The sequence below is a fragment of the Micromonospora sp. H61 genome (assembly GCF_018070325.1).
Classification (GTDB): Bacteria; Actinomycetota; Actinomycetes; order Mycobacteriales; family Micromonosporaceae; genus Micromonospora; species Micromonospora salmantinae.
Map to the genome: position 1 here is coordinate 103,829 of NZ_JAGPXY010000001.1, position 26,744 is coordinate 130,572.

General features: G+C 71.2%; 19 protein-coding genes. 5 read left to right on the forward strand and 14 right to left on the reverse strand.

Features of this window, described 5'->3' with window-relative positions:
- The first annotated feature begins 48 nt into the window (after positions 1-48).
- Positions 49-477, forward strand: coding sequence for a carboxymuconolactone decarboxylase family protein (locus KBX08_RS00455; protein ID WP_210780505.1), 429 nt, complete (start codon positions 49-51; stop codon positions 475-477).
- 131 nt (positions 478-608) lie between these two features.
- On the opposite strand, the gene KBX08_RS00460 is transcribed toward KBX08_RS00455, so the two are convergent.
- From KBX08_RS00460 to KBX08_RS00490, 7 genes are all read right to left on the reverse strand, one after another.
- Positions 609-3,794: a penicillin acylase family protein gene (locus KBX08_RS00460; RefSeq protein WP_210780506.1), complete on the reverse strand. Its 3,186-nt coding sequence runs from the start codon at positions 3,792-3,794 to the stop codon at positions 609-611.
- A gap of 300 nt (positions 3,795-4,094) precedes the next feature.
- Positions 4,095-4,580 (reverse strand): helix-turn-helix transcriptional regulator, encoded by a 486-nt coding sequence (locus KBX08_RS34555; RefSeq protein WP_307850417.1) that lies wholly within the window; start codon positions 4,578-4,580, stop codon positions 4,095-4,097.
- Between the two features lie 28 nt (positions 4,581-4,608).
- Positions 4,609-5,265, reverse strand: a complete 657-nt coding sequence (locus KBX08_RS00470; RefSeq protein ID WP_210780507.1) for a response regulator transcription factor — start codon at positions 5,263-5,265, stop codon at positions 4,609-4,611.
- Positions 5,262-6,416 (reverse strand): sensor histidine kinase, encoded by a 1,155-nt coding sequence (locus KBX08_RS00475; RefSeq protein WP_210780508.1) that lies wholly within the window; start codon positions 6,414-6,416, stop codon positions 5,262-5,264. The genes KBX08_RS00470 and KBX08_RS00475 overlap by 4 nt, the downstream gene beginning before the upstream one ends.
- A 23-nt stretch (positions 6,417-6,439) precedes the next feature.
- Positions 6,440-7,189 carry an ABC transporter permease gene (locus KBX08_RS00480; RefSeq protein WP_210780509.1) on the reverse strand — a complete coding sequence of 250 codons (750 nt, stop codon included), beginning with the start codon at positions 7,187-7,189 and terminating at the stop codon, positions 6,440-6,442.
- The gene (locus KBX08_RS00485) at positions 7,186-8,082 is read right to left on the reverse strand and encodes an ABC transporter ATP-binding protein (RefSeq protein ID WP_210780704.1); all 897 of its coding nucleotides are present in this window, start codon (positions 8,080-8,082) and stop codon (positions 7,186-7,188) included. Before KBX08_RS00485 ends, KBX08_RS00480 begins: the two co-directional genes overlap by 4 nt.
- Before the next feature lie 215 nt (positions 8,083-8,297).
- A complete protein-coding gene (locus tag KBX08_RS00490) occupies positions 8,298-9,746 on the reverse strand; it encodes an alpha/beta hydrolase (protein ID WP_210780510.1) in 1,449 nt (482 codons plus the stop codon).
- A gap of 354 nt (positions 9,747-10,100) precedes the next feature.
- On the opposite strand from KBX08_RS00490, the gene KBX08_RS00495 reads away from it, so the two are divergent.
- A complete protein-coding gene (locus KBX08_RS00495) occupies positions 10,101-11,033 on the forward strand; it encodes a LysR family transcriptional regulator (protein WP_210780511.1) in 933 nt (310 codons plus the stop codon).
- Positions 11,030-11,950: a serine hydrolase gene (locus KBX08_RS00500; RefSeq protein WP_210780512.1), complete on the forward strand. Its 921-nt coding sequence runs from the start codon at positions 11,030-11,032 to the stop codon at positions 11,948-11,950. Before KBX08_RS00495 ends, KBX08_RS00500 begins: the two co-directional genes overlap by 4 nt.
- Positions 11,951-12,011: 61 nt before the next feature.
- Here the strand turns inward: KBX08_RS00500 and KBX08_RS00505 are convergent, their stop codons facing one another.
- From KBX08_RS00505 to KBX08_RS34560, 4 genes are all read right to left on the reverse strand, one after another.
- The gene (locus KBX08_RS00505) at positions 12,012-12,164 is read right to left on the reverse strand and encodes a hypothetical protein (RefSeq protein ID WP_210780513.1); all 153 of its coding nucleotides are present in this window, start codon (positions 12,162-12,164) and stop codon (positions 12,012-12,014) included.
- 85 nt (positions 12,165-12,249) lie between these two features.
- Positions 12,250-13,155 (reverse strand): class A beta-lactamase, encoded by a 906-nt coding sequence (bla, locus tag KBX08_RS00510; RefSeq protein ID WP_374101922.1) that lies wholly within the window; start codon positions 13,153-13,155, stop codon positions 12,250-12,252.
- 357 nt (positions 13,156-13,512) lie between these two features.
- Positions 13,513-14,037 carry a MarR family transcriptional regulator gene (locus tag KBX08_RS00515; protein WP_238689811.1) on the reverse strand — a complete coding sequence of 175 codons (525 nt, stop codon included), beginning with the start codon at positions 14,035-14,037 and terminating at the stop codon, positions 13,513-13,515.
- Positions 14,038-14,045: 8 nt separating this feature from the next.
- Positions 14,046-15,293, reverse strand: a complete 1,248-nt coding sequence (locus KBX08_RS34560) for an NAD(P)/FAD-dependent oxidoreductase (protein ID WP_210780516.1) — start codon at positions 15,291-15,293, stop codon at positions 14,046-14,048.
- An 89-nt stretch (positions 15,294-15,382) separates the two neighbouring features.
- Here KBX08_RS34560 and KBX08_RS00525 point away from each other — a divergent pair, with 89 nt between their 5' ends.
- Together KBX08_RS00525 and KBX08_RS00530 are read left to right on the forward strand one after the other, a co-directional pair.
- Entirely contained in the window at positions 15,383-16,042 is a 660-nt protein-coding gene (locus KBX08_RS00525; RefSeq protein WP_210780517.1) for an MSMEG_1061 family FMN-dependent PPOX-type flavoprotein, read from the forward strand.
- Positions 16,043-16,116: 74 nt separating this feature from the next.
- Positions 16,117-17,409 carry a serpin family protein gene (locus KBX08_RS00530; protein ID WP_210780518.1) on the forward strand — a complete coding sequence of 431 codons (1,293 nt, stop codon included), beginning with the start codon at positions 16,117-16,119 and terminating at the stop codon, positions 17,407-17,409.
- Between the two features lie 146 nt (positions 17,410-17,555).
- On the opposite strand, the gene KBX08_RS00535 is transcribed toward KBX08_RS00530, so the two are convergent.
- The 3 genes from KBX08_RS00535 to KBX08_RS00545 all read right to left on the reverse strand — a co-directional run bounded on the left by KBX08_RS00535 (position 17,556) and on the right by KBX08_RS00545 (position 26,735).
- Complete coding sequence (locus tag KBX08_RS00535; protein WP_210780519.1) at positions 17,556-18,137, reverse strand: dihydrofolate reductase family protein; 582 nt, start codon at positions 18,135-18,137, stop codon at positions 17,556-17,558.
- A 67-nt stretch (positions 18,138-18,204) separates the two neighbouring features.
- Positions 18,205-19,044, reverse strand: a complete 840-nt coding sequence (locus KBX08_RS00540) for a helix-turn-helix domain-containing protein (RefSeq protein ID WP_307850418.1) — start codon at positions 19,042-19,044, stop codon at positions 18,205-18,207.
- A 38-nt stretch (positions 19,045-19,082) separates the two neighbouring features.
- The gene (locus KBX08_RS00545; RefSeq protein WP_210780520.1) at positions 19,083-26,735 is read right to left on the reverse strand and encodes a SpvB/TcaC N-terminal domain-containing protein; all 7,653 of its coding nucleotides are present in this window, start codon (positions 26,733-26,735) and stop codon (positions 19,083-19,085) included.
- Between the last annotated feature and the right edge of the window lie 9 nt (positions 26,736-26,744).

The window sequence follows — 26,744 nt, forward strand, 5'->3', positions numbered from 1 at the left end:
GATACCAGGATTCAGAACGTCCGACTGAACGTCACAAACGAACAACTCATGGCTCTGGCAGATGCCGGGGCCGCAGCTTTCGGCCACACCGCCACACTCCAGGTGGACCAGGCCCTGGCTCAGCTTCTGCGATTACGCGTCGCGCAGATCAACAATTGCAGCTACTGCCTTCTGGTGCACCATGCCGCCGCCCGTGTCGCCGACATCCCGCCGTCCAAGGTCGAGACCCTCACCGCGTGGTGGGAGACGCACCTGTTCACCGAAGCGGAACAAGCCGCCCTGGCCTACACCGAGGCGTTGACCCGGGCCTCCGACGTCACAGTCAACACGCGGCTGCAGGAGGCGCACGACCGGGTGGCTGCGCACTTCACGGAGGACGAGATCCAGGAGATCGTGGCTGTTGTCATCAACATGAACATTTGGACGCGACTCAAACTCGCCGAGGGTGCCATGCCCACGACGGCGCCTGCCGTGTGAGGTGATACCCGGCGCTGTGATCGGAGCAGGCTCGCTGCCGGGCTGATCGCTTCAGACCCGACTGCCAGCGATGGCGCTGCGCACGCCCGGAGGGGCCGGCGAGTGGTTCGCGCCGCCCCCTCCGGGCACTGTCACGTTCCGTACAGCTCGAATTCGTAGAGCGAGAAGCCGTACGAGGTTGCCCGCTTGATCCCGTACACCCGCACGTAGCGGGCGGTGACCGGGGCAAAGGTGGCGTTGTCGACGGCGCCGTTGCCGGTGGTGGTCGCGAACACCGGCGTCCAGGAGTTGCCGTCGCCGGAGACCTCTATCCGGTACGAGGTGCCGTACGCGGCCTCCCAGCGCAGCACGACGCGGCTGACCCTGCGGGCCGCGCCGAGGTCGACCCGCAACCACTGGTTGTCGTTGTAGCTGCTGGCCCACCGATTGCCGAGGCTGCCGTCGACCGCCTTGTTCGGCGTGTGGCCGGTCAGGAACTGGGTGCTCGACGCGGTGGCCGGGCGGCCCTGCGCCAGGTTGGTGACGTCGTCGCCCCGGCGCGCCGGGAACGAGACGACCTGCTGGTAGGTGGGGCGGTTCTGCCAGGCGATCACCGGGTGGGTGATGCCGCCGAGCCCGGACTGGGCGATCGAGTCGGCGCACCACTGGTCGCCGGCCCCGCAGGACTTGTCTCCGGGGTAGACAGTGCTGGCCGGCACGGCGGCGGCCTGGCCGAGCGCGTCGAGCAGTGCCTGCCGGCAGGCGCCGAGGTTGCCGTTACCGCAGTACGCGCGGCCCAGCCCGCCGGCCACCGGGTCGCCGAGTACGGTCCGCAGGTCCTTGTCGACGTAACCCCACCAGCCGTACTGGAACGACGAGCCCTTGTGCGCCTGTCCCTGCAACGCCCAGCTCGCGGTGCCGTCGCGCCCGCCGTTCTGGCCGCCCGACGGCGCCTCGTTCACCTCGATGGCGTCGACCAGCGCGGCGTAGAGATCCGGCCCGAGGCCGGGGCGGAACTGCGCCGAGGCCAGCAGCGGCCACCAGGCGTCGAAGATCCGGATGGCGTCGGCGTGCTGGTAGACCTTGGAGCCGGGGGACGTCTCCACCCGGCGAGCCCCGGCCTGCTGCCAGGCGCGCAGCTTGCCCACCGCGTCGGCCAGCGCCGGATCGGTGACCGGCGTGCTGTCCAGCACCCGCAGCAGGTCGCCGAGAACCTGCTGGCCGCGCAGGTCGGTCACCGCCGCATCCGCCATGATCTTGACGACGTCGGCGCGGCCGAGCTTGCGCTGGGCGATCGCCGTGCGCACCGGGCCGTCGAGCAGCTGAGCCCGGTGTACGGAGCCGAAGCTGAAGTTGCCGTCCGCCGCCCCGAAGTCCCGCGCCTGCTTGTTGTTCCAGCTGACGTAGTAGTCCTGGTTGACCGACTGCGGATGCGCCGACGCCGGGGTGTAGGTGGCGTCGTTGGTGTCCGGGTTCCAGCCGGCCCACTCGTACGCCGCTTCGGCCTTCGTGGGCAGGTTCGGGTCGGCGGTGGCCGGACGGACCGGGTTCGAGCCTGAGTTGACGTACGCCGCCTCGGTCGAGTTGACGTAGAACCAGTTGAACGCGTACCCCACATCGGCCGCGGACGCCTGGAAGGCCGCCGCGCTGCCCATCGCCGACGGGTCGTTGAAGGCCTGGAAGCCGACCGCCGAGTCAGCCTCGTGCCGGTAGGTCGAGCGCAGTTTGGTGAACGCGGTCGGCTGCCCGTTCACCAGGCCCCGGTGGGCCACCAGCCCGTACTTGGTGCGCAGCGCGCGCAGGGTGTACGAGCCGGCCGGGGTGGAGTCGGCCAGCGTCGGGGACCAGGAGTTGCGCTGCTCCAGCGCCTCCATGGCGAGGCACTGCCCGTGGTAGAGGTAGCGGTTGGTGCGCAGCGTCGGGGCGCTGCCGTCGGTGGTGCACAGCGGCACCGCGTACGTGTCGGTGAGGTCCTGGGAGGCGGACGTCGCGCTCCACGCGTAGTCCTGGCCCCGGCCGAGCAGCACGTAGAGGTTGAGCCCGGCGAACGCGGCGCCGCGAGCGCTGATGCCAGGCCCCTGCAACTCCTGGAGCATCAGCAACTGCGGCGCGAAGTAGCCGGTCTGCGGCCCGAACACGGCCACCGGGTTGCCGGTGGTGGTGTGCCGTCCGGAGACCACTACCGCGTTGGACATGCCGTGCGCGCGCAGGTTGGCCAGGCCGCCGAGCAGCCCTGGGGTGGCGGTGCTGGCGCCGGCGCGGGCGGCGGCCCCGCCGGTGGCGTCGTAGGCCAGGGGCTCGGCGACCACCGAGCCGGCGTCGGGTAGCACCGCGCTGGTAGCGCCGGGCGGCGTCGCCCCGTAGGGGAAGCTCTGCCCGTCGTGCAGGGTGAGCACGGTCTCCGGGTCGTTCTGCGAGCGGAACGCCGCCCACACCCGGTCGCCCTCGGTGGCACCGTACTTGGCGCGGGCGGCCACCCGGACCAGCGCGGACTGGATCTCGCTGCCGCCGCCCCCGCCGAAGAGCCCGCCGACGACACCGGCGGTGGCGATGAGGTCGGTCATGGTGAAGTGCGTCGGCTTGCCGGCGCCCGCGAGCACGTACTCACCCGGGTAGTTGTCCTCGGCGATCGACCTGTCGATGTAGGCGTTGATGCCGGCGATGTAGTCGACGACGTCGGTGTAGAGCTGCTGACCCCGGGCGCCCTTGAGGCGCAGCGCGTCCACCTGGGCCCGGAGGTCCGCCTCCGAGTAGGGCGAGTTGGCCCAGATGCTCTGCTCCAGCTCCCGGTTGCCGGGCGCGCCGCCGGCGAACGAGGTGAGCGTGCCGCGGCCGGCGTGGCGTAGCAGGTCCATCACCCAGAGCCGGTCCTGGGCCCCGGCGTAGCCGGCGCCGAACATGGTGCCGGCGCGGGTGGTGCCGTTGACGTGCGGGACGCCGGTGGCCTTGTCCCGCACGATGGTGACGTCGGCGCGCGGCGAGACGGTGCTCTCCACCTGTGCGGCCGGGACGCCGAACGAGGCGTCGTTGTAGAAGTGGGCGATCTGCTCGTCGGTCAGCCCGGCGTAGTTGTAGACCAGGTTCGCGTACCCGTCGAGCTGGTCGCTGGAGTGCGCCGGGCGGGTGCCGAGCGCCTGGTGCGCCAGGATGGCGACCAGCGTGGCGTTGCCGTTCTGCCCGGGGGGCAGGATGTCGGCGCACTGGCCGAGGCAGTAGTCGTTGGCGGCGAACGTCGTGGCGGCCAGCGCCGGTGACGGTGGGGTCACCGTCAGGACGCTCGCGGTCAGGACGGCGGCGGTGAACGCAGCGAGCCGGTTACGGAGAGCGGGACGTGGCATGGCGATCCTCCGGGGACGCGGAGTCGGGCCGTTCGGTCACGCCCGGCTTCCGGTGCCGACGTCTCGCCCTCCGCGCCCGGGCGTTCCGCCAGGAGGTGAGAGTGACTCGCATCTATCTCCGGGCAATGATCGACGCAGGACCCCCGCCCGGGATACCCGTCGTTCACCACACGCCAATGCCGACGTTTCGCCGCCCGCGCGATCACCGAACCGGGACCACACCTCATCCAGGCCGTAATCCCGGCGGTCTGAACTCCTACGCTGCCACCCGATCACATCGGCGCCGGTAAGTTCAGGCGGCTATGGGCATCGTTGATCATCGGTAAAGATGTCCTCGACCGTCAGGTTGAACAGCTTGGCGAGACGCAACGCCACCGGCAGGCTGGGGTCGAACTTCCCCGTCTCGATCGCGTTGATCGACTGTCGTGACACACCGATGCGCTGAGCCAGGTCAGCCTGCGTCCAGGCGCGTTCGGCTCGGAGGTCCACGATGCGGTTCTTCATCGGTACCTGATCCGGCCGACCACAAAGGCGATCACGTAGACGACTCCCAGCAGCGCGGGGAAGAGCGCGATGTTGAGGCCGTAGGTGACCAGGCCGGCGGCATCCGTTACGAAGTAGGCGAAGCCGACGACCCCAGTCCACTCCGAGGGTCACTGCCAACCCATCCTGCATGATCTTGCGCTGCAGGTCGTCGAGTGCCCGCAGGAAGCGCGTGAAGGCGACGATCCAGGCGACACCGACGAGAAGGTTGACGCCGGCCGCAGCGCGAACGTTGATCTCCACATCGGCACCAACAGCGAGGAGGGCAAACTCAGGCCCGTGGTTCGACCAGGCCGTTGTCGTACGCGAAGATGACTGCCTGGATTCGGTCTCGCGCTCCGATCTTGGCTAGCACGCGTCCGACATGCTTCTTCACTGTGGATTCGGTGAGGGTGAAGCGCTCGGCGATCTCGGTGTTGGTGGCGCCCTGGCCGATTGCTTCGAGCACCTCTCGCTCTCGCTCGCTCAAATTCCTCAGGCGGGGGTCCGCATGTGCGGCCGCCTCTGGACGCTGGAGGTAGGCGTCCATCAGCTTGCGGGTCAGGCTGGGGGCCACCACCGAGTCTCCGCTAGCGACGGCGCGGATGCCGGCGATCAGCTCCTCGGGGCGGGCGTCTTTGAGCAGGAAGCCGCTCGCTCCGGCTCGCAGTCCGGCGTAGACGTATTCGTCCAGGTCGAACGTGGTCAGGATCAGCACACGAGTGCGTGAGCCGGTCGCGGTAATGCGGCGGGTGGCCTCGATACCGTCCATGCCGGGCATGCGTACGTCCATCAACACCACGTCGGGGCGGGTCTGCTCTACCATTCGCACCGCCTCGGCACCGGCGGAGGCCTCGCCCACCACGATCATGCCGGGGGTGCCGTCGAGCAGCATCCGGAAACCCATTCGTTGCAACTGCTGGTCGTCGGCGATCAGCACGGTGGTCATGAGGGCTCCTTGAGGACCACGTCGACGAGCCAGCCTCTCTCGGCCGGGCCGGCGGTCACCTCGCCGCCGTACATGGCGGCGCGTTCCCGCATGCCGAGCAGGCCGTGACTCGGGCGAGCCGGCCCGCCGCGACCGTTGTCGCGTACCTGTACCCGTACCTCGCCGTCGGCGACAGCCAGAGTGACGTCAGCGGCCGCCCCGCGCCCCGCGTGTTTGAGGGTGTTGGTGAGCGCTTCCTGAACGATGCGGTAGACCGCGAGCTGCACGCCCCGACCGAGGGTGTGCAGCTCACCCGAGGTGGAATAGGTGACTGGCAGCCCGGTCGCCCGCACGCTCGGCAACAGCCGGTCGAGATCGTCGATGCCGGGCTGCGGGCTCAGCTGCGGATCGGCGTCTTCCTCGCGCAGGACGCCCAGCACCCGGCGCAGCTCGGAGAGCGCCTGCCGGCCGGTGTCACCGATCAACCGGAGCGGCTCGGCGGTCTGCTCAGCCCGCGCGGTCGCAAGCGCGGCGCCGCCGTCGGCCAGGCCCACGATCACCGAGACGTGATGTCCGACAATGTCGTGCATCTCGCGGGCCACCCGGGCTCGCTCCTCGGCGACGGCCAGGCGGGCCCGCTGATCCCGCTCGACTTCCAGGCGGGCGGCGCGGTCCTCAAGGGCGATGAGGTACGCCCGGCGGGTGCGCACCGCGACGCCGGACGCGACCGCGGCCCCCGACGTGCCGAGAACCAGGAACAGCGTGATGATGCGGTTCTCCGTCACCGGGTTGAGCAGGTAGATCTCGGCCACCAGCAGCGCGATGGTGATCACGGTGGCCCAGGCCAGCGCCCGCCACGAACCGCGGGAGGCCACCCCGAAGAGCATCACGAGCAGGATCACCCCGGCGCCGACACCGACGTCCAGCAAACCCTCGATCAACTCGATGGTCGCGGTGACCAGGAACGCCGGGAACGGGTACCGGCGCCGCCAGTACAGCGGCGGCAGCAGGGCCAGCGTCGCGATCGTCGCCGACAGGGGATTCTCGATGATGTTCGGGATGCTGAAGAGCACGATCGGAATGGCCACCAGGGTGTCCATGACCCACGGGCGGAGCCGGTCGAAGGCCCGCAACCCCGCCTGCCGGTCCACCAGCCATCCCTGCGTGCTCATCAGCCGATTCTCCCCTTACGCGCTTACGCGTCGTTCCTTTTGAGCCGGTACGCTGCCGCGGCGAGCGTCACGATCACATACCCGGCGAAGACCACGAGGCCGGCCCAGGGCGCCAGGGTGCCGTCCGCCGGGGTCAGCGCCATCACCGCGCTGCCGGCGTTGCTGGGCAGGTACGGGGTGATGGCCTCGGAGATCGAGTCCGGCAGCAGCGCGGCCAGACCGGGAACGATCAGCAGCGCGCCGGCCAGGATCGCGATGGCGCCGGCGCTGGAGCGGACGAGCATGCCGAGCGCGACGCCGAGCACCGCGACCAGGCCCAGATAGAGGCCGGCGCCGACCAGGGCCCGCAGCACACCGTCGTCGCCGAGGCCCAGACCGGCGACCTTGTCGTTGAGCACGGCCGACCCCACGGCGAAAGCGACGAAGGCGCCGATGGTCATCGTCACGAAGGCGGCTGCCCCGGCCACGAGGCTCTTTGACCACAGCACGGGCAACCGGCGCGGCACCGCGGTGAGGGTCGCCCGGATCATGCCGGTGGTGTATTCGCTCGCCCCCAGCAGCGCGCCGAGCACACCGACGGACAGGGCGGCCAGGGCGCTGCCGGACAGGGCCAGGTCGATCGAGGTCAAGTTGTCGCCCGACAGGGAAGCCGAGGCGATCATGCCGAAGGCGATCAGGAGGAGAGCGGAGATGCCGGTCGTGATCCAGGTGGAGCGTAGCGAGGAGAACTTGGTCCATTCGGCGGCGACGACGCCACCAGGGGTGATCTTCATCGGGATGCCTCGTATTCGACAGCGTCGCGGGTCAGGTCCATGAACGCCTCTTCCAGCGAGGCGTTCTGCGGGGTGAGTTCGAACAGTGGGATGCCGCGGGCGGCCGCGGCCAGGCCGATCTTGCGGGCGGAGGTGCCGGCGACGAGCAGTTCCTCGACGCCGGTCGAGGTGACCGTGATGCCCGGGCCGGCAATCGTCGTGCGCAGCGCGTCGGGGGCGGGAGTGACGACCCGGACGCCCTCGGCGGTCACGAAGTCGGCCACGGTGGTGTCGGCCAGCAGCCTGCCCCGGCCGATGATGACCAGGTGGTCCGCGATCAGCGAGACCTCGCTCATCAGGTGTGAGGACAGCATCACGGTGCGGCCCTCGGCGGCCAGGCCGGTGAGCAGGTTGCGCACCCAGAGGACCCCCTCGGGGTCGAGGCCGTTGACCGGCTCGTCGAGCATCACCACGGCCGGGTCGCCGAGCAGCGCGGCGGCGATGCCGAGCCGCTGGCCCATGCCGAGGGAGAACGCGCCGACCCGCTTGTGGGCGACGGTCGAGAGGCCGACCAGGTCGAGCACCTCGCCGACGCGCGAGCGCGGGATGCCGTGCGTGCGCGCCAGGGTGAGAAGGTGGCTGACCGCCGTCCGGCCGGGGTGCATGGCCTTCGCCTCGAGCAGCACGCCGATCTCGCGCAGTGGCGCCTTCGACGACGCGTACGGCTTGCCGTTGACCAGCACGTCGCCGGATGTCGGCGCGTCGAGGCCGACGATCATCCGCATGGTCGTCGACTTGCCGGCGCCGTTGGGGCCGAGGAAGCCGGTGACCTGTCCGGGCTTCGCGGTGAACGACAGGCGGTCGACGACCGTCTTCGCACCGTATCGCTTGGTTAGTTCGCGTACCTGAATCATGCTCGCCACGCTAGTTTCGCGCGACGGCACGATCGCGGTACCGCAGTCGACACTTTCCGGCCGCCAGTGGTACCCCGGTACCACTGGCGCCCGTTCAGCGGGGCGGGCGGCCATTGGGGAATCTTCAGCACATCGGAGCCGTTACCGGCGGTCTTCTCGACGCCGAGGGCGCGGAACATCCCTGTTCCGCGCCCTCGTCCGGCTCCTGCCTCAGGTCAGCCGCCCTGGCAGGTCGTGTCCTTTGCCGGCATCGCGCCCTCGACCAGGTACGACGTGGTCAGGTTCAACGCGCAGCCGTTACCGCCGAGCACGTAGACGCCGTGCCCGCTCTCGTTGACGGTCACCAGCCGCGCGCGCTCCCCGAACTTCTTCCGCAGCAGCTCGCCGCCCAAGAGCGGGGTGACCGGGTCGTGCCGGTTCTGCAGGATCAGCACGTTGCGTGGCCCCTCGGCGCTGACGGCGACGGGCGCCTCGGCCGGCTCGTGCTTCCAGAAGGCGCACGGGGTGATGTTGGCGCTGGCCGCGCCGAACAGCGGAAATCGCTCGCGGTCCTGCGCGACGGCGCGCCGGTAGGTGTCCACGTCCTCCGCCCACTCGACGTCGTTGCAGCTGACGGCGAGGAACACGGTCAGGGCGTTGTCCACCGGGTTCGGTGCCGCCGCCGGCGGCGGCACCGGCGCCGCCGCCGCGCCCGGGTTCAGGTGCGACTGCCACACCCGCGCCATATTTCCGTACTGCATCTCACCGTAGAGCCAGGCGAAGGTGAGGTGCCGGAAGATGGAGCCGGTGAGCCCGTCGGCCGCCGGCTCATCGTCGAGCCGTTCGGCGATGGCGAAGTAGGTCCGGCGCACCTGCTGCGGCGTGCGGCCCAGACCGTAGGAGTCGTGCCGCGCCGCCGCCCACTTCGCGAAGTCGGGGAACGTCTGCTCCATGCCGAGCGCGTACCGGCGCAGCCCGGCCCGGTCCAGGTGGGTGTCGCCGAGGTTGCTGTCGAGCACGACCCGGTCGGTGGTGTCCGGGAACATCGAGACGTACGCCGCACCGAGCGCCGACCCGTAGGACGCTCCGTAGAAGCTGGCCTTCTCCTCGCCCAGCGCGGCCCGGATCCGGTCCAGGTCACGGGCCATGTTCGCGGTCGTCAGGTGTCGCAGCCGTCCCTCGGTGTCGTTCGCCGCGCACCGCGCGGCGACCTCCTTGACGATCTCCGCCTGCCGACTGACGGCCGCGTCGTCGGCCGCGTACGGCGGGATGTTGCCCCAGTACGCGTCGTCGGCGGTGAAGCCGCAGCTCACCGGCGTCGAGTGCCCGACGCCCCGGGTGTCCATGCCGATCAGGTCGTAGGCGTCCATGACGCTGGCCGGCAGCCCCTTGGATGCCAGGAAACCCGGCTGGTCCAGCCCGGTGCCGCCCGGCCCGCCGGGGTTGAACATCAACACCCCGCGCCGCTTCTCCGGCTTGGCGCTCGCGATCCGCGACACCATCAGCTCGATCTGGGTGCCGTCGGGGTCGCGGTAGTCGAGCGGAACCGGCACCTTCGCGCACTGCACCGACGCCTGCACCACCGGCGGCACCACCACGTCCTGCGGGCACGCCGCCCACTGCAGCCCCGCCGGCGGTTTCCCGGCCGTCGACTCCCCGGCCGTCGCCGGGATGACCGCAGCCATGGCACCGACCATGCCAAGAATTCCCGTCAGGGCGAAGCCTCGTCTTCGATACACGTCCAGGTCTCCTGTCCCTCTTGCGGTGGTCCACCCGGAGCGAGGTCGTGCTTCGAAGCCACAGCGGCCACGCCGACTTCCTTCGGCAGCGGGTGGAGGTGCCTCAACGACACCAGTCCTCGTGACCACGTGTCAGTGACACCGCGTCACGGCCCTGTGTGACGTGGTGTCACTGGCCGCGTTCCGACCCGCGGGTAGCCTGGACCTCACATCAGTGTGAGGTCCAGCGGCCAGCGGCGAAATGATGCCGTTCCCGCTCCCTGCCGTCTCTTCGATGCGTTCCAGGTATAGGTTCGGCGGATGGATGTGGTCGCCGCCTGCCGGGCTTTCGTCGCCGTCAGCGGTCACGGCAGCTTCACCTCCGGCGCTGCCGCCGCGGGCATCCCCCAGTCGGTCGCCAGCCGCCGAATCGCCGCCCTGGAAGAACACTTCGGGGCGCGCCTGTTCGACCGGTCGTCCCGCGCGGTCCGGTTGACCCCGTTCGGGCAGGACATGCTGCCGACGGCGCGACGCCTGGTCGACCTCGCCGACGCCATGGCCGACGACGCCGAGCGGGCCCGGTTGCGTCCGCTGCGGATCGCCGTTCCCGAGATCTGCCCGCCGCAGCGCCTCGCCGCGCTGGTGGTCGCGGCGCGACGGCAGCGGATCCACCTTGAGGTACGGCCGGCCGGTCCGCAGGAGCGCGAACGGCTCTGCCAGACCCTGGAGGTCGGCGCCGGGATCGTGGCGGTTCCGGAGGAGACGGCGGCCTGGCGGGTGCCGCTCGGGCTGGCCGCCCGGACCCCCTTTCCGGCGTCGACGGTGTTCCTGGAGACGCTGCGCAGCGGCCGAGCCCGCGCCCAGGCACGCCGGCGAATCCTGATCCAGCCCGAGGACGACGTCGCGCACCTGCGTGACCCACTGACCCGCGCCGGCCAGTCGTCCGGACTGGCACCGGCCCAGGTGACGGTCGCGCCGTCCCTCGTCGACGCCGCGGCAGCGGCCCTCGGCTCACCCGACCTGCTGCTCTGCTCCCGCCAGCAGGCCGAGGACTTCGGGCTGCACTGGTGCCGTCTCGCCGGCCCTCGACTTTTACGGGGCTACGACGTCGCCGCCGGCGTACGCGAGGACCTCGACCAGCTCCGCACAGTCCTGTACGCGGACATCGCACGATGCCTGGGCGTCACCGACGGGCACCCGGGGTCGGCCGGGGGTGGCGCACCCGGTGACCGTTCGATAGGAGATCCGGCATGAGCGCCATCGCCGTCGTACGCAACGCACGTGACCTGCTCGACGAGGCGGGCCTGCACGGCGCCTTCCTGGTCCGCGACCTCGACACCGGGGCGGAGATCGGCTTCGATGCGGACACCCCGTACCCGTCGGCGTCGCTGGTGAAGGTGCCGCTGGCGGTCGCCGTTCTGGAACGGGTCGTGCGCGGGGAACTCGACCCGGCGATGCCGGTCGACGTCACGCCCGGTCTGATCACCACCCCCGGTCCGACCGGGCTGAGCCGCTTCCGCCACCCCGCGCGGATCGCCGTGGACGATCTGCTCTACCTGAGCACCTCCGTCAGCGACGGGGTCGCCGCCGACGCCCTGTTCGACCTGATCCCGCCGGCTGCGGTCACTGCCGAGCTGCGGCGGCTACGCATCGACGGCATCGCCGTGCGGCACCGGGTCGGCGACCTCGCCGACACGCCGGCGGAACGCCTCGGCCCCGACCACGCGCACCTGGCCCACTCCCTCGCCATCGGCGCGACGACCCCCGGGCAGGGCCACCCCGTCGCCCAACTCGACGTCACCCGCGCCAACGCCGGGTCCGCCCGGGCCTTCGTCGACCTGCTGCACGCCCTCTGGCGGCCCTCGACGATCCACCGGACCACCGCCGCCCGGGTACGCGCCCTGATGGCCGACAACCTGCACCGGCAACGCCTCGCCCCCGACTTCATTTCCGACGCGTCCCGCTGGTCGTCGAAGACCGGCACCCTGCTGCACCTACGCCACGAGGTAGGCGTGGTGGAGCACACCGACGGGCAGTCGTACGCGGTCGCCGCGCTCACCGCCTCCCGGGTGCCCGCCGTCGCGCAACCGGGCAGCGAGGCGACGATGGCTCAGGTCGCCCGAAGCCTGCACGACCACCTACGAACGGGCACCCTGCCCTGGTGGAGTTAGCCCGCACTCGCCGCCCGACGAGCAGGGCCTCACCATCCGCCATCGCCGCAGCCCGACGTCCTTACCTGATGAGTTCCGTCGGAGCGGGCGGGAAGTCGATGCGCGGCTTGCCGTGCATCGCCGCTGCCAAGCTCTCGTAGACGGGCGGATTGATGCCGTCGCGCCGCTGGTGCCTCATCGTCACGGCGGTCTGCGGCCAGTCCGGGTCGGTCACCTCCTGAGCGATTTGGTCTACCTCGATCCAGTTGGTGCGATCAGCTGGCAGGTACCACGCCTCCCGGGCGGGGGCCGGCACACCGTCACAGCGCGGCGATCACGGCCTCGGTCGCCTGGGCGATCAGGGCGTTGTCGTAGTCAGCGTCCTTCTGGTCGCGGCTGGACAGGACCGCGAGGACGATCGGCGCGCGGTCCGGGGGCCAGATCACCGCGATGTCGTTGCGGGTTCCGTAGCCGCCAGCACCGGTCTTGTCCCCCACGACCCAGCCGTCGGGCACACCGGCGCGGATCAGCTCGCCGCCGGTGGTGTTGCCCCGCAGCCAACCGGTGAGGATGTCGCGGTCCGCTGGTTCGAGGGCGTCGGCGACGGCGTACGCCCGCAGGTCTTCGGCAAGTGCGCGTGGCGTGCTGGTGTCCCGCCGGTCACCCGGCCGCGCCTCGTTGAGTTCGGTCTCGTAGCGCGCCGGATCGGTGATCTTGTCGCCGACCTCCCGCAGTTCCTTCTCGAACCGCTGCGGTCCGCCGAGGTGACGCAACATCAGGTTGCCGGCGGTGTTGTCGCTGTACCGCACGGCCGCGTCGGCGATCGCGCGCAGCGTCATGCCCTCGGCGACGTGCTGCTCCGTGATCGGCGAGTAGGTCACCAGGTCGTCCGCCGAGTACCGCACCACCCGCTCCAGCTCGGCGTCCGTGGTCTCGTCGAGGATCTCGGCGGCGGCCAACGCCTTGAACGTCGAGGAGTACGCGAACCGCTCGTCGGCGCGGTACCGCACCGTCCGGCCGGTGCCGGTGTCGATCGCGTAGACCCCCAGCCGCGCGTCGAACCGCTCCTCCAGTTGTCGGAACGCGTGGTCCCGGTCGGCGGATGAAGCGGTGGCCGTCACCGCACGGTCCCGCTTCGGCTGTTCGGTGGCGCCGACGGGGCCGCACGCGGCCAGGGACACCGCTGCCACCGCGGTCACCACCCGGTGTGTCGCAAGAACCATGATCGCTCCTTGTTGATGCCGTGGGCCCGGCGCCGGACAGCGCCGGTCGGGCAGGACTCGACCCTGGCAGCGATGTGGCATGCGGTCGAAGACCGAAGTCGCGGTGTTCATGCCGATCCGGCATCGCCGCTACTGCGAGGGCGGTGCCCGGCGACGCCGCTGCCGGGGTGGGGCGAGAGCAGCCCCGCCCCACCCCGGCTCGACCGTCCTCGTGAGTCACTCCCTCGACGGAGCAGGTGGGCATCTTCGCCGGCAGCTTGAGGTCGATGAGGTAGTCAGCGGCGATGGCGTCGACTACCCGGACTGGCTACGCAGCCGCATTCCCGGCGCGCTGGTCGGAACCACACCCGCCACCACCGACTATCCCCACCTGGCCGACCCCGCCTGGTTCATGGGACGGCTGGTCGCCTTCGACGACGCTCGCGTGCGGTAGTGGTCCAACTCGGCGAGGTACATCGCCTGCATGCGGTCATAGTGCCGGACCAACAGCATGAGCTCCTCGACGCTGTAGCCCTCGATGAGCTGCTCCGCCCGCTCGGCGAACCGCTCGTACGGTCGCTCCAGCTCGGCCATCCGCTCCGGCCGCAGGGCGACGATCACCCGCCGCCGGTCCGCCGGATCGCGCTCGGCCGTCACGTAGCCCGCCTGCTGGAGCCGGCGGAGCATGCTGGTCACCGCCCCGGTGGTGAGGTTGGTCCGCTCGGCGACCTGCCCCGCGCTGGCGGACCCGACGTCCGCGAGGTAGTCCAGGCATTCCAGGTCGCTCACGGTGAGGCCCAGCCGCTCCGCGATGGCGTACCGGAACACCATGGACAGCCGCGACGTCTCCCGTCCGGCGCGCATGAGGTCGGCGATCGCGGACGCACGGGCCGGCTCGTGGGACATGCCCGCAATCATCCCTCCGGTACGGTGACCCGGTGCAGCCGAGGTAGCACGCGGGTCAGCACCCAGTGGGGTGCGGCCGCTCCCCCGGTGAGGCGGCGCATCAGCCTGGCGGCGGTCTCGACGGCGCGGAAGGCGTAGGGCACCATCTCGTCCTGGTAGCTGGCGATCGCCTCCTCCACCGGCGCGCCGCTGGCCCTGGCCTCGACCAGCTTGTGGCCGAGCAGGGCGGCGTCACGCAGCGCGGTGTTGCCGCCGTGCGCGCCGAACGGCGGCATGACGTGCACGGCGTCGCCCATCATCGTCGCCCGGGGCACCGCCCACCGGTGCGGGCGCTGGCCGGTGGCGAAGAGGTTGAGCACCGTGGCGTCCAACTCGGCCGTGCCGACCAGCCGCCGGATGACCGGGTGGAAGTCCATGCTCATCCCGGAGGCCAGTCTCCACAGCGCCAGCAGGTCGCCCCGGAGGCCCATTGGCACCTCCTCCTGCCGGAGCAGCAGTCCCCACATGACGTAGTCGTCGCCGGTGGGCGCATAGCTGCCCGGGGCCAGGCGCCCGAACGCCTCCGGCGGGCTCTCGCCGAACCGCATGGAGGTGAAGAAGAAGGCGCGGCCCGGCCGGTCGGCGATGGCCAGGACCCCGCTGGTACGCAGCGCGTCAGGGATGACGCTCTCGCCGTTGCGTCGCAGGGGCGACCGGCCGTAGATGCCTGCCATCGGGGTGTTCGCCGGGTCCGCGTCCGGCATGATCTGCGCGCGCAGCGCCGAGCCGACGCCGTCCGCGCCCACGACGACGGTTGCCGCTGCGGACCCGCCGTCGGAGAACAGCAGCCGCGGCCGTGCCGGGTCGCCGCCGTCCACCGCGACGGCGTCCTTGCCGTAGTGGATGCGGCCGTTCAGCCCGGACTGCAGGATCGACCGCAGGGTCAGCCGGTCGACCTGGCGGGTCGCGTGCGGCTCGTCCTTGAAGGTGATGGTGAACGCGTCCCGCAGCCGGCTGTCGGTGAAGCGTAGGTGCCCGCCGGGCTCGTCGCCGGTGGTCAGCGCCAAGTTGTACAGCGAGTGCGGCAGGCTCTCGCGCAGCGCCTCGATGCCGTAACGGTCGAGAATGATCCGGTAGCCCTGCCGCCGGACGAAGGGGCCCGGGTCCCGCTCGTAGACGTGCACGTCGATGCCGGCGCGCATCAGGTACTGCGCGAGGCAGAGGCCGGAGAGGCCGGCGCCGGCGATCGCCACCGAGAAATCCGTCGATATGCTCACGCGATTATCTTAATGACTAAGATGATTTGGGCAAGGCCGCCGCCGCGACGACGGCCGGACCGGTCAGATTGGTCGATTAGTGTCGATGCATGACGCCAGCCCTTGCCACCAGCGCCTTCGACTCGCTGCGCCTCGACGCCGTGCCCGACCAGGAGGCGCTGCGCCGGGCCTACGAACTCCCCAGTGACGCGGCCGTGCGGAAGCAGATGACCGAGCTCACCGAGCAGACCCGGCGGTTGATCGGCTGCTCGTCGCTGGTCCTGGTCGCCACGGTGGACGCCAAGGGCAACTGCGACGTCTCCCCGCGCGGCGGCCCCGCCGGCTTCGTCGCCGTCCTGGACGCGCGGACGGTGGCAATACCGGACGCCACCGGCAACAAGCGTCTGGACACCCTGCAGAACGTCGTCGCCACCGGGCGGGCCGGGCTGCTGTTCATCATCCCAGGGCGCACCACGACGCTCAGGGTGAACGGCCGGGCCTGCGTCTCCACTCGCCCCGAGCTGCTGTCGCAGCTGACCGCCGTGGGCAAGCCACCGGCCAGCGCGCTGGTGCTGGGGATCGATGAGGTCTACCCGCACTGCCCCAAGGCGCTGCTGCGCAGCGGGGCCTGGAAGCCCGAGCAGTGGCTGCCGGCGGACGCCCAGCCGACCTCGGCCGAGGTGACGCTGGCCCAGCTACGAATGCCCGAGCTGACGATCGCTGACATCGAGAAGGCCGAGGCAGACTCGCTGAAGTACCGGTACGAGTGACAGACATTGCTTAGTTTCGATGAATTTGGGCTTGTGCCTGGTGAGTTTCCGTGGGACTGCTCTAACCTCGATACATGGTTTCGCGTCGATCCCTCCTGCGGGCGGTCCCGCTTGCGGCCGCTGCCCTTACCGCCGCCCCAGGTGATCCCCGTTGGCCCGGCACGCCGTCCACCGCGACGGACACGGTCCGCGTACCACCCGACCCGGCCACGATGCAGGCCGCCGCCACCGCCGTTAGCGGCTTCACGGCCGACCTCTACCGCACTGTGGCATCGACCCGGGCAGGCGGCAATGTGGTGTGCGCGCCGTTCTCGGTCGGGCTCGCGCTCGCGATGACCCGGGCGGGCGCCGGCTCGACCACGGCGGACGAGATGGACACGGTGCTCCACGCGCCGCATCCGCGCCCCGGCGCGCTCGACAGCGGGCTCAACACCGTCGAGCAGACGCTCGCCGGCCGGTACCAGGACGGTGACGGAGTCAAGCAGCCTCGGCTGACCACTGCCAATGCGCTGTGGACACGACTCGATCTGTGTCTGCGACCCCGGTTCCGGGACGCCCTGGCCGGCTATTACGGCGCCACGCCGCGACCGGTCGACTTCCGCGGCGCGCCCGAGGTGGCCCGCCAGGAAATCAACACATGGGTGTCCGATCGGACCAACGCGAAGATCCCGGAGCTGTTGCAGTCCGACGCCGTGAGCCCCAACACCAGCCTGATACTGACCAACGCAATCTACCTCAAAGCGGCCTGGAAGTACCCGTTCACCGCTACCGCCACGGCGGTGGGACCGTTCACAAGGGATGACGGGACCGTCGCCGACGTCCCGATCATGCGCGGACCGTTCGACAGGATGGGCTACCTCGAGGGCGACGGATGGCGCGCAGTCGACGTGCCCTATGCCGGCGACGGAGTTGCCATGGCCATCGTCATGCCGACCCGGGACAATCTCGCCGCGGTCGAGGCGAACCTCGACGCGGCCTGGCTGGGCGCGTTGCTGACCGGGTTCCGGATCACCGACGTCGAACTGCGCCTGCCCCGGTGGACGTTCCGCCTGCCGGCCGAGCTGGGTGCCGCACTGAGCAGCCTCGGTATGCCCACGGCGTTCACGTCACAGGCCGATTTCACCGGCATGAGCACCGAACCGGCCCTGTGTATCGACGACGTGGTGCACGAGACGTTCATCGCGGTGGACGAGAAGGGTACCGAAGCCGCGGCCGCGTCGGCCGTCATCGTCCGGCCGCCGTCGATCCCGCAAGGGCCGCAGTTCTTCGTCAACCGGCCATTCCTGTACGTCATCCACGACCGGTTCACCGGCGTACCGCTGTTCCTCGGCCGGGTCCACGACCCGCTGGTCAGCGGCCCAGCCTGACCTGGCCCCGCGCACCGAACTGACCATCGAGACGTGGCCTGGCAGTAGAACCCGAGCACCGAAATGCGAGCGCAGCCCCGCCCCGGTCACAGCGGCTTCCCTCTGGACAGTGGCCTGCTCAACACCCGCCAGCCCGCCCGGATCGGTCAACGGCGCACCCGATGGCGCAGGTGAAGCACCCGGTTGCCCTGAATCACCACGTCAGGATTCCCCAACAGGTGCTGCGCGTGGACCGACCCGAAGTAGCGCTTGCCGGACCCGAACACGACGGGTACGACGTCCATGCGCACCTCGTCGACCAGGCCCGCGGCAAGCACCTGGCCGCCGACGTCGCCGGCGGCGACCTCGACGAGGCGGTCACCAGCTAGCTCCTGCGCCCTGGCCACGGCCGCCTTGACACCGTCGACGAAGTGAAACGGCGCCTCGGGGTCCCAACCCTCGGGCATCGGCCGGTGCGTCACGACGACCACATGGTCGATCCCGCTCGGCGGCTTCCCGTCCCAGCCGTCGGTGAGGTCGAAGACGTGGCGGCCGGCGATCGTCACCCCGATCCGGTCCCAGTACTGCCGGGTGTAGTCGTAGGACGCTTGTGACACCTTCAACACGCCACTGTCGTCCAGCGGGACGTCACCGCTGGTCAACCAGTCGAACAGCGGCCCGGGCTGGTCGTTCTCGTCCGCGATGAAGCCGTCCACCGACACCGAGCCGTACATCACTACTTCGCCCATGGGCGCGCTCCTCTGCTTGGGGATGGCCTCAGGCTAGAGTTTCGTGGGCTGTCGCTCTTGTAAGGAATCAATCGGTCGGTAGCGGCCAGCCGTCCAGCACGTGGCCGGGATGTTCGCGCAGGAACCGCCGCCTGACCTCGACGTACCGGGTCGGTGTGAGCCCGGTGAAGGCCCGGAACTCGTGGCCGAAGTGGGCCTGGTCGAAGTAGCCGGCGCCACCGGCGAGGTCGGCCCAGTCGATCGGTTCGGCGGGTTTGATCGAGAGCACGGTGGCGGCGAAGCGGTACGTGCGGGCAAACCGCTTCGGCGTAACGCCGATGACCTCCTTGAACCGCTGTGCCAGGTGAGTGCTGCTGACACCGACGGAAAGCCTCAGGTCGTCGATCGCCACCGCCCCGCTGGTCGCGGCGATGATGCGGCTCGTATGGCGGACCAACCCGAGGCCGGCCGCGTGGCCCAGCCGTCGCATCAGCTCCTCCTCGAGCAGCGTCAGCATCTCGTGAGGTCCCTCGGCCGTGGCCAGCCGGTCTCGCAGCTCTGCAGTGGCGGGCCGGCCCCACACCTGCTCCACCGTCGTCGGCCGGTCACGCAGCTCCGCTGCGGGCATCGGCAGGAACGGCGCCAGCCCCCACGGCTTGAAGTGCACGCCGACGGACCGGGTCCGGAGTGGGTAGCCGAACTCGAACGCGCGGGTGGGCGTGGTGACCACGCAGCCGTCGGCGTACTCGGCCGTCTCGATGTCGGCGCCGGCACGGACGCGAAACGGTGCCCCGAGGTTGACGATGAGGAACGCCGCCGGACTTGCCGGCAGGGTCAGCCGGGCGTACGGCGGCGCACCCTCCAGGTAGTAAAGGTCGTCGATCAGCCCGTCCAGCGGCGGTCGCGGCACTCTGGACACGTACTCCACGCCGACAGTATCGCCGACGTGGCCCCGGGAAACCTGGATCACCACCAGTCGAAGTAGCGGCCTGCGTGGAAGATCCCCACGCCGACGGCGGCGACGATGCCGACCACGAGCACGACCGGGGCGATCACCACGCTGCCGGCCGCGATGCCGATGGCACCCGCGGCGATGGCCAGACCCGCCCCGATGCCGACGCCGCCGGCCACCACCCCGGGCGTGTCGCCGGCCTCGGCGGCCCGGTTCATGCTGACGTACGAGACGGCGGCCAGACCGATGCCACCGATCACCAGTCCGGCGGTCATCGCGCTGACGGTGGCGACAGTGGCACCGGGCACGGCGATGGCGTACAGCTCCAGGCCACCGCCGACAGCGCCGAGCGCGTCACCGACGCCCATCTCCCAGTCGCCGTGCTGGTAGTCGCCCCACAGGGCGAACGCCGACAGGCCGAACCCGACGACACCGAGCCCCTTGCCGAGCATGCCGGTCCGGCCCGGCAGTCCGCGCACGTGCTCCGGCGCCGTGGCACTGGCCGGGATCTTCCGCCCGCGTCCCGGGTTGGTCGCCGTGCGGATGGCGTTTCCGGCGCTGGCCGGCGCGTCGGTCTCGGTGATGATGACGGCCTGGGATCGCTTGCCGGCCATGCTCGGGTTGGCCTGGATCGCCCGGTTCGCGTCCCGGGTCGCCGACCGGGCGATGTCGCCGGCCTTGCCGTACCTGTCGGTCGACTTGATCTGCTTGACCGCGGTGCTGGTCTCCAGGTCGAAGTTCGCCGTGTTGTCGCGCCACGGCATGCCGTACAGCCATTCGAGGATGTTGCCGCGGAACGTCCCCCGGCCGCCCTTGAACTTGAAGTTCCAGATGAACTTCTCGGCGGCGGGCGCGGTGTGCGCGGCGGCCCCGCCGACGGCGCCGGGTGCGGCCGGCGCCTTGCCGGCGGAGTCGGCGGGCGGCGCGGCCGGCGGCGGTTCGGGTGGCGGGGCCGGCGCGGGTGGCGGCGGCTCGGCCGGTGGCGGCTCCGGTGGCGGCGGAGGCGGCGCCGGTTTCGGCTTCGGTGGCGCCGGAGGCGGCAGTACGGCGTGCAGCACCCAGGTGCCGCCAGGGTGCTCGGACCAGTTGCCACCCTCCAGGTTGAGGGTGACGTTGGCCTGGTAGTAGATGACCGAGTTCTTGTTGTTGATCCGTGGGTCGAGGGTCGCGCCGTGGCTGCTGAGATAGCGGCGGAAGTCCTCCACCGTGGGGTTCTCGGACCCGGTGAAGTGGGACTCCGTGATGGAGATGTCGTGGGTTTCCGGACCCTTGACAGTGGTCGGCTTGAACCCGGCCGGATCGACCATTCCCACCGGATTGTTGCGGCAGTACCGGAACAGGTTGCCTCCGTCGGCGAAACCGCCCGGATCGCTGCTCGCCCACCTGCCCAGCCACGGCACGTAGTACCGGGCCCCGGCGTAGCAGAAGCCCGTCTCGTCGTCCACCTCGTGCCCGCCGAAGCGGTACCGCTTCAGGCTGAGGTCGGCACCCGGCCGGCCGTACCGGTACGCGGTAGTGCCGTACGGGTGGTACTCCTCGTAGGAGATGAGCACCCCGGCCGCGTCGGTCTCCAGCGTGGCCGAGCCGAGGTGGTTGGTGAGCTGGTAACGGATCAGCGGAACGCCGAGCGGGTTGGCCGGGTCGAAGCCGCCGACGTCGACGGTCTTGACGTCCACCTGGGCGACCGGGCCGGTGTCGTCAGCGATCGTGGTGGTCCACCGTTCGTGCTGGAGGGTGCCGGTGACCCGGTTGCGCCTCCGGAACACGGTGACCGCACCCAGGAAGATCCATTCAAGTTGGACGCTGCCCGGCCGGTCCACGACCTTGCGCAGCCGCTGCCCGCTCGCGGCGTAGACGAACCGGGCTTCGCCACCGCCGCCGAGGTCGACCCGGCGGAGCTGGTCGTGGACGTTCCACTCCAGGGCCGGCAGGTGCGGCATGACGGTCAGGTTGCCGACGGCGTCGTGCGCGTACAGGGCCGAGTAGGGGCCGCCGTCGGCGTCGCCGGGCAGGCTCGTGGCGGCCAGCCGGTTCGTGGCGTCGGCCGGGTCGTCCTGGTACGCGTACCGGTGGTGCCGGGTCCAGCCGGCGCCAACCCCGGCCTGCGTCCGGAACCGGTGCCGGAGCACTGTGAGGTTGCCCAGCGGGTCGTACTCGTACTCCTCGGTGTAGGCACGTACCGCGCCGGCATCGGTGAGGCTTCCGGCCGGCGGCACGTCGGTCTGGTCGCGGATCGCGTCGTTCGGCGCCCCGGCCAGCTCCCGCCCACTCGCCCGGACCAACTGGTAGAGCGGGTCGTACGCGTAGTCGCTGGCGGCCGGCACCGCCGCGTTGCCGAAGAAGGTGGGCGCGCCCGGTTCGGCCACCCGGGTGAGGTTGCCCACCGGGTCGTAGGTGTAGCGCAGGTCGCGAACCCCGGCGGTGAGCAGACGTTCCAACCGGAACGTCATCGGGTCGTAGAAGTACTCGGTGACCAGCCCGTTGCCGTGCCGGGCGAACCGCCGCCGACCCAGCGCGTCGTAGTCCTGCTCGGACAGGAACTCCACCTCCGCGCCCTGGCCGCGCAGCCGTGCGGTGAGCCGGCCCAGCATGCCGCCCTCGAGGTAGGTCGGTCGTAGCTCGGTGGCGTCGGGCAGGGTGACCACTGTCGGGCGGTTCACCGCGTCGTACTCGGCGGCGGTGCCGAAGACCTCGCTCTCCAGCAGTGGCGCCGCGGCGGTCAGCAGCGCGGCGTGGTCGGGCGCGGCGGCCACCGGTGACCAGTCCGGGCCGTCGACGTGATCGGTGGCGAGTCTCCGTTCGGCGCGGCGCGGGTTGCCCTTGAAGTCCACCTCGGGCACCCGTACCTGGCCCGCCGGGTCGAACACCAGGTACGGCACGCCGTGCAGGCCCAGCGTCGCCGCGTCCGGATGCCGGTCGCCGAAGACCACGTACTGCACGCAGCGCTCCGGCCCGGCGGACTCGCTGACGTACAGGCCGACGGGCCGGTGCAGGGCGTCGTACGTGGTGCGGAAGGTCCGGCCGTGTTCGTCCCAGATCCGGCGCACCCCGCCGAGCACGTCCTGGAACACCCACCGCTCGCCCTTCTCCGCGCTCCACGACCGCACTCCCGCGCCGTGCATGGCGGTGGCCGCGTTGGCGATGTGCCGGCCCAGCGCGTCGCACCCGTCCGAGGACCGTCCGGTGAGGTCTCCCCTGGTGCGTACGCCGAACCGCTGGCCGGCCCCCCGGTCGGCCACCGTGTAGACGGCCCGGCCGAGGCTGTCGAAGTGGATCACGGAGGGTGTGTCGGCGTGCTTGGCGGCGAGCCACGCGGCGCGGCTGGCCGGGTCGGCCGGTTCCGGATCGGAGACGGCGGGGCTGCCCCGCTCGGCGTACCACTGGCTGTCGAGCACAGTGTCGTTGGCGTCGAACAACCGGTGCGACCAGGCCGTCGACTCGACCCGGCTGAGGGTGCCGTCCGGATACCGGGTCAGCACGGCCCGGCCCAGCGGGTCGTAGTAGCGAATCGCGGTGGCGCCGATCTCACGCAGCGCCGCCGCGTCCTCGTACTCGTGGGTGGTGCTGAAGTAGGGCTGGTACCGCTTCACCGGGTTGCCCTTGTTGTTGACCACCGTGCGGCCGGTGCCGACCCAGCGCGGGTCGGCGTCCACCTCGACGGCGACCCCGTCCTCCCCCACCTCCAGGGCCCTGCCCGGATGCACCCGCGACTTGGTGATCGCCACACCACCGGTGCCGGTGCTGTACTCGTAGCTCTCCAGCCAGCGCGGGTTGGTCGGGCCGTGCCGTTCCCGGTGCCGGCCCCGGCTGTACGCGGGCTGGCCGTTGACCACCCAGTTGAACGGGTCGTAGGTGAACGTCAACGTCGGATCGTCGAGCGTGTCGCCGTCCCCGGCACCGGGCCGGCCGAGTAGCGCCGAGGCCACCACCCGGCCCAACTCGTCGTAGCGCACCGCGCGGCGCTGCCCGTTCGGGTCGGTGACGAGGCTCGGGCCGAGCACCAGGTAGTTGTTGACAGCGGTGGTGACCGACCAGGCCGCCTGGTCGATGGTCACCCGCTCGGTGAGCAGGTGGTAGCCGTCGAAGGTGACGGCCGTCGCCATGCCCAGCGCGTCCCGGGCCCCGTTGGACAGGTAGAAGTGCGCGGCGGGATCGGCCGGATAGCGCAGCTCGCCGGACGGGATCCACCAGTCCGGGCCGCCGTCGAGGTGCACGTAGCCGGCGGCAGCCAGGTCCGCGTCGGTCACCGCCGTGCCGTAGCCGGCGGCCAGCGCGGCCGGGGTGAAGGCGAGTTGGTACGTCTGGTGCCCCAGCCCCAGGCTGTCCCACTGCCCGGCCGGCAACGGCGTCAGCGCGTTGTCCCGGAACCGCACCTGTGACCGGGACAGCAACCGCCGCTGCGCGCTGACCTCGTCGGCCACCACCTCGTACCCGATCGGGGTGGCCGCGGCGAACCCGGCGAGCAGTTCGGCGCGGGTGAACAGCGGACCGGCCGGGGCCAGCCCGGTCAGTTCGTGCCCGAGGGCCTCGTACGCGGAGCGGATCCGGTACGCCGGCACCGGCAGCGTCTCGTCGATGTCCGGGGTGTACCACTGCTCGCCGTACGTGACGTGACGGCGTCGCTGTTCGGCGGTCACCTCGGCGGGCAGCTCCGGGTCTGGCGTGGTGCGGCCGTAGACCACCGCGGCGGCCTGGACGACGGTGCCGTACGGGCCGAGGACCAGGTTGAGCCGGTGGCTGATCCGGGGCTCGTCCGGCTGCCGGTCGTAGGAGAGGCTGACCGCCTCCCGCTCGACGGCGACGAACACCCGCGCGTCCAGCCGTTGCACCTGGTACGTCTGCTCGACCACCCCGTACGGGTGCTCCTGCGAGGCACTGCCGTCGTACGAGTACACCTCCTGCCGAAGCGGCAGGCCGCGCAACGCCCGCCGGCTCTCCCGCAGCTCGGTGGCGGAGATCCCGGCCGGCAGCTCCGCGGTGGGCAGGTGCCGGCCGGCGTACCACTCGGCGGACAGGTCGACCGGGGCGCCGGTGTGATACCAGGTCTTCGTGGTGACCGGTGGCTGGAACAGCTCGGGCGAGGTGTCCTGGTTCCCGTCGACCGCCTCGACGCCCAACACGTGGTCCACGAACGACTCGCCGTCGATCTGCTCGACCATGCCGAAGCCGGCGAACTCCCGCTCGACGCCGTCGTAGTGCCCATGGTGGTAGCGGTAGCCGGTGACCAGCCGGGTCCCGGTGATCCGGTCCACCTGTTCCACCCGCTCGACGACCTGCACCGGGAACGGCAGCCCGGTCACCCACGGCTGACCGGCTCGCCGGTCGGCCAGCTGGAAGGCGGTGGAAGCGGCGTAGCTGATGGTGGTCTCGCCGCCCAGGTTGTTCACCACCCGGGTGAGCAGGTGCGGCTTGCCGTCGGCGGCCAGATTCAGGTAGCGCACCGGGCCGGCGGCGTCGCCGGGCAGCGGCGACGACCACACCAGGCAGCCGGTGCCCGTGCCCAGCAGGTCGGTCACTGTCATCGTCGAATCGGGCGTGACATGCGGCAGGTCGGGCAGCTCGGCGGGGGCCGACCAGCCGTTGCCGGACTGGTTGTACCAGAGCCGGATCTCGCGCCGGCCCAGGTAGCACAGGTCCATCACGCCGGTGCCGTCCACGTCGGTGAGGAGCACCCGGGCCGGGTCGAACTCGTCCAGCCCGGTGAACCACGGCGCGTCGTCCATCTCGACCTTGGCGCCGAATCGTCCGTAACCGACGTTGGGCCAGTAGCAGACGGAACCGTCGCGGACCCGGACCAGGTCGGTGAGCCCGTCGCCGGACATGTCGGCGAGGAAGATGCTCTGCCGGTCGTCGGAGCGCAGCAGCCGCGGCCCACGGTCCTCGTCCACGGGCCAGAGCGCGGGTCGCGCCGGGCCGTACCCCGCCTCGGCCAGCGACTCGTGCCAGGCCAGCACGGTGTCACCGGCGATCAGCAGGTCGGCACGGCCGTCCCCGGTGAGGTCCAGCAGCAGCAGGTCGGGGCTGGCCCAGTCGACGGCGGGCAGCTCGGTGAACGGCTGGAAGCCGGACCAGCCGGCGTCGTCGGTGCGGCTGACGAAACCCGCCGGTACGGTGCCGAGCTGGACCAGTTCGATCCGCCCGTCACCGTTCACGTCGACCAGTTGCTGGCGTCCGCCGGCCAGGTCGGTCAGCGACGGCACTGTGGGTAGCGCGGCGACCGGGCCGATCCGGCCGGCGCCGAGGTTCGGCCGGTAGTAGAGGGCACCCTCGTGCCCGGTCAGCACCCCGGCGAGTCCTTCCCCGTCCAGGTCCACCCACAACTCGGTCCGTCCGTCGACGCCGGCTGGCAGGTTCTCCAGGCTGCCGCGCTCGAGTTCCCGGGTGGTCGCCGCGATGGTGGCCGGTGTGTATCCGAAGGTCACCGGGGGCAGTGCGGCGCTGGTGTGCCCGCCGCCGGCGGCCGGGGCGTAGCCGCGCTGGGTCACCTCGACCAGGGTGGACAGCACCGGCCCGCTGGCGTACTCCAGCTCCACCGCCCGGACCAGGCAGTTCGCGCCCACCTCCGGCTCGTCAGGGAAGTGGTGGAACATCAGGATCCGGCGGCACCGCCGGTAGGTGCGGACCTCGAATCCCGCGCGGTAGGTGGAGAAGGGGTCCGGCCGGCAGGTCCACTCCCCGGCGTCAGCAGGTAGCGGGGTGTCCGGGTGGTGCTCGCCGTAGTCGAGCACCACCTCGAACACCCAGCCGGCGTCGGCGATCTGGGCCGGCGTCAGGTCCACCGGGCGTCGGCCGTCGGGGTCGAGCAGAGGCACCGTGTTGCCGTACCGCACCGACTTGAGGTAGCGGTTGACGCTCCGGTCGGTGCGGTGCCGTTCGTGCGGCCGGTCCAGGTCCAGGCCGGCGGCGTCCTCGGCCTTGTAGGTGTAGCTGACCGCGTTGCCCCGATCGTCGCGGGTCTCGCAGAGCAGCCAGGTGTGTACCCGCCCGCCCAGGCCGATGCGGGAGCCGCCGTCGCGGCCGTACACGGCCAGCAGGTTCGACCCGGACAGGGTGCGCCAGTGCACGTCACCGTCGGAGTCCCGGGTCCACCGCTCGATGCGGGCGAACGCCCCCTCGGTCCGTGGCCGGAACCGCTGCACAGTGTGACCGGCGACCGGAGTGCCGCCGGGCACCGGGACCAGGTCGTCCTCCCCGGACAGCAGGAAGGTGTCGGTGTCGTCGTAGCGGGGCAGGCCGCGGTCGGTGCGCCGGCTGATGGCCGGCACGGGCAGCTGCCAGCCCAGGCCGAACGGGCCGTTCCCGGCGCCCGAGTCGTAGCTGAGTGTCAGGTCGGGTTGGAACCCGGACCGGCCGCCGCTGACCGGGATGGGCACGGACATGCCGCCGGTCCCGGTGACCGGGTGGGCGGCGAACGTCTCGCCGATGGCCCGGATCGCGCCGCCGCCGGTGGGCAGGCTGATCGCCGGTCCGCCGAGTCCCGGCCCGGTCGCGCCCCGACCGGCCGGCGGCGGCCCGGCGCCGGCCGCGTCGGTCGGCGGCCCGCCCGGTCCGAATGCGCCACCCGCTCCGCCGGGAGCACCGGCGCCGGTCGGGTCGGCGGAGCCGCGCCACCGGGAGCCGGGCCCCGGCCCCCACGATCCGCCGCCGACCGGGTAGCTGGTCGTCACCGCGCCCCC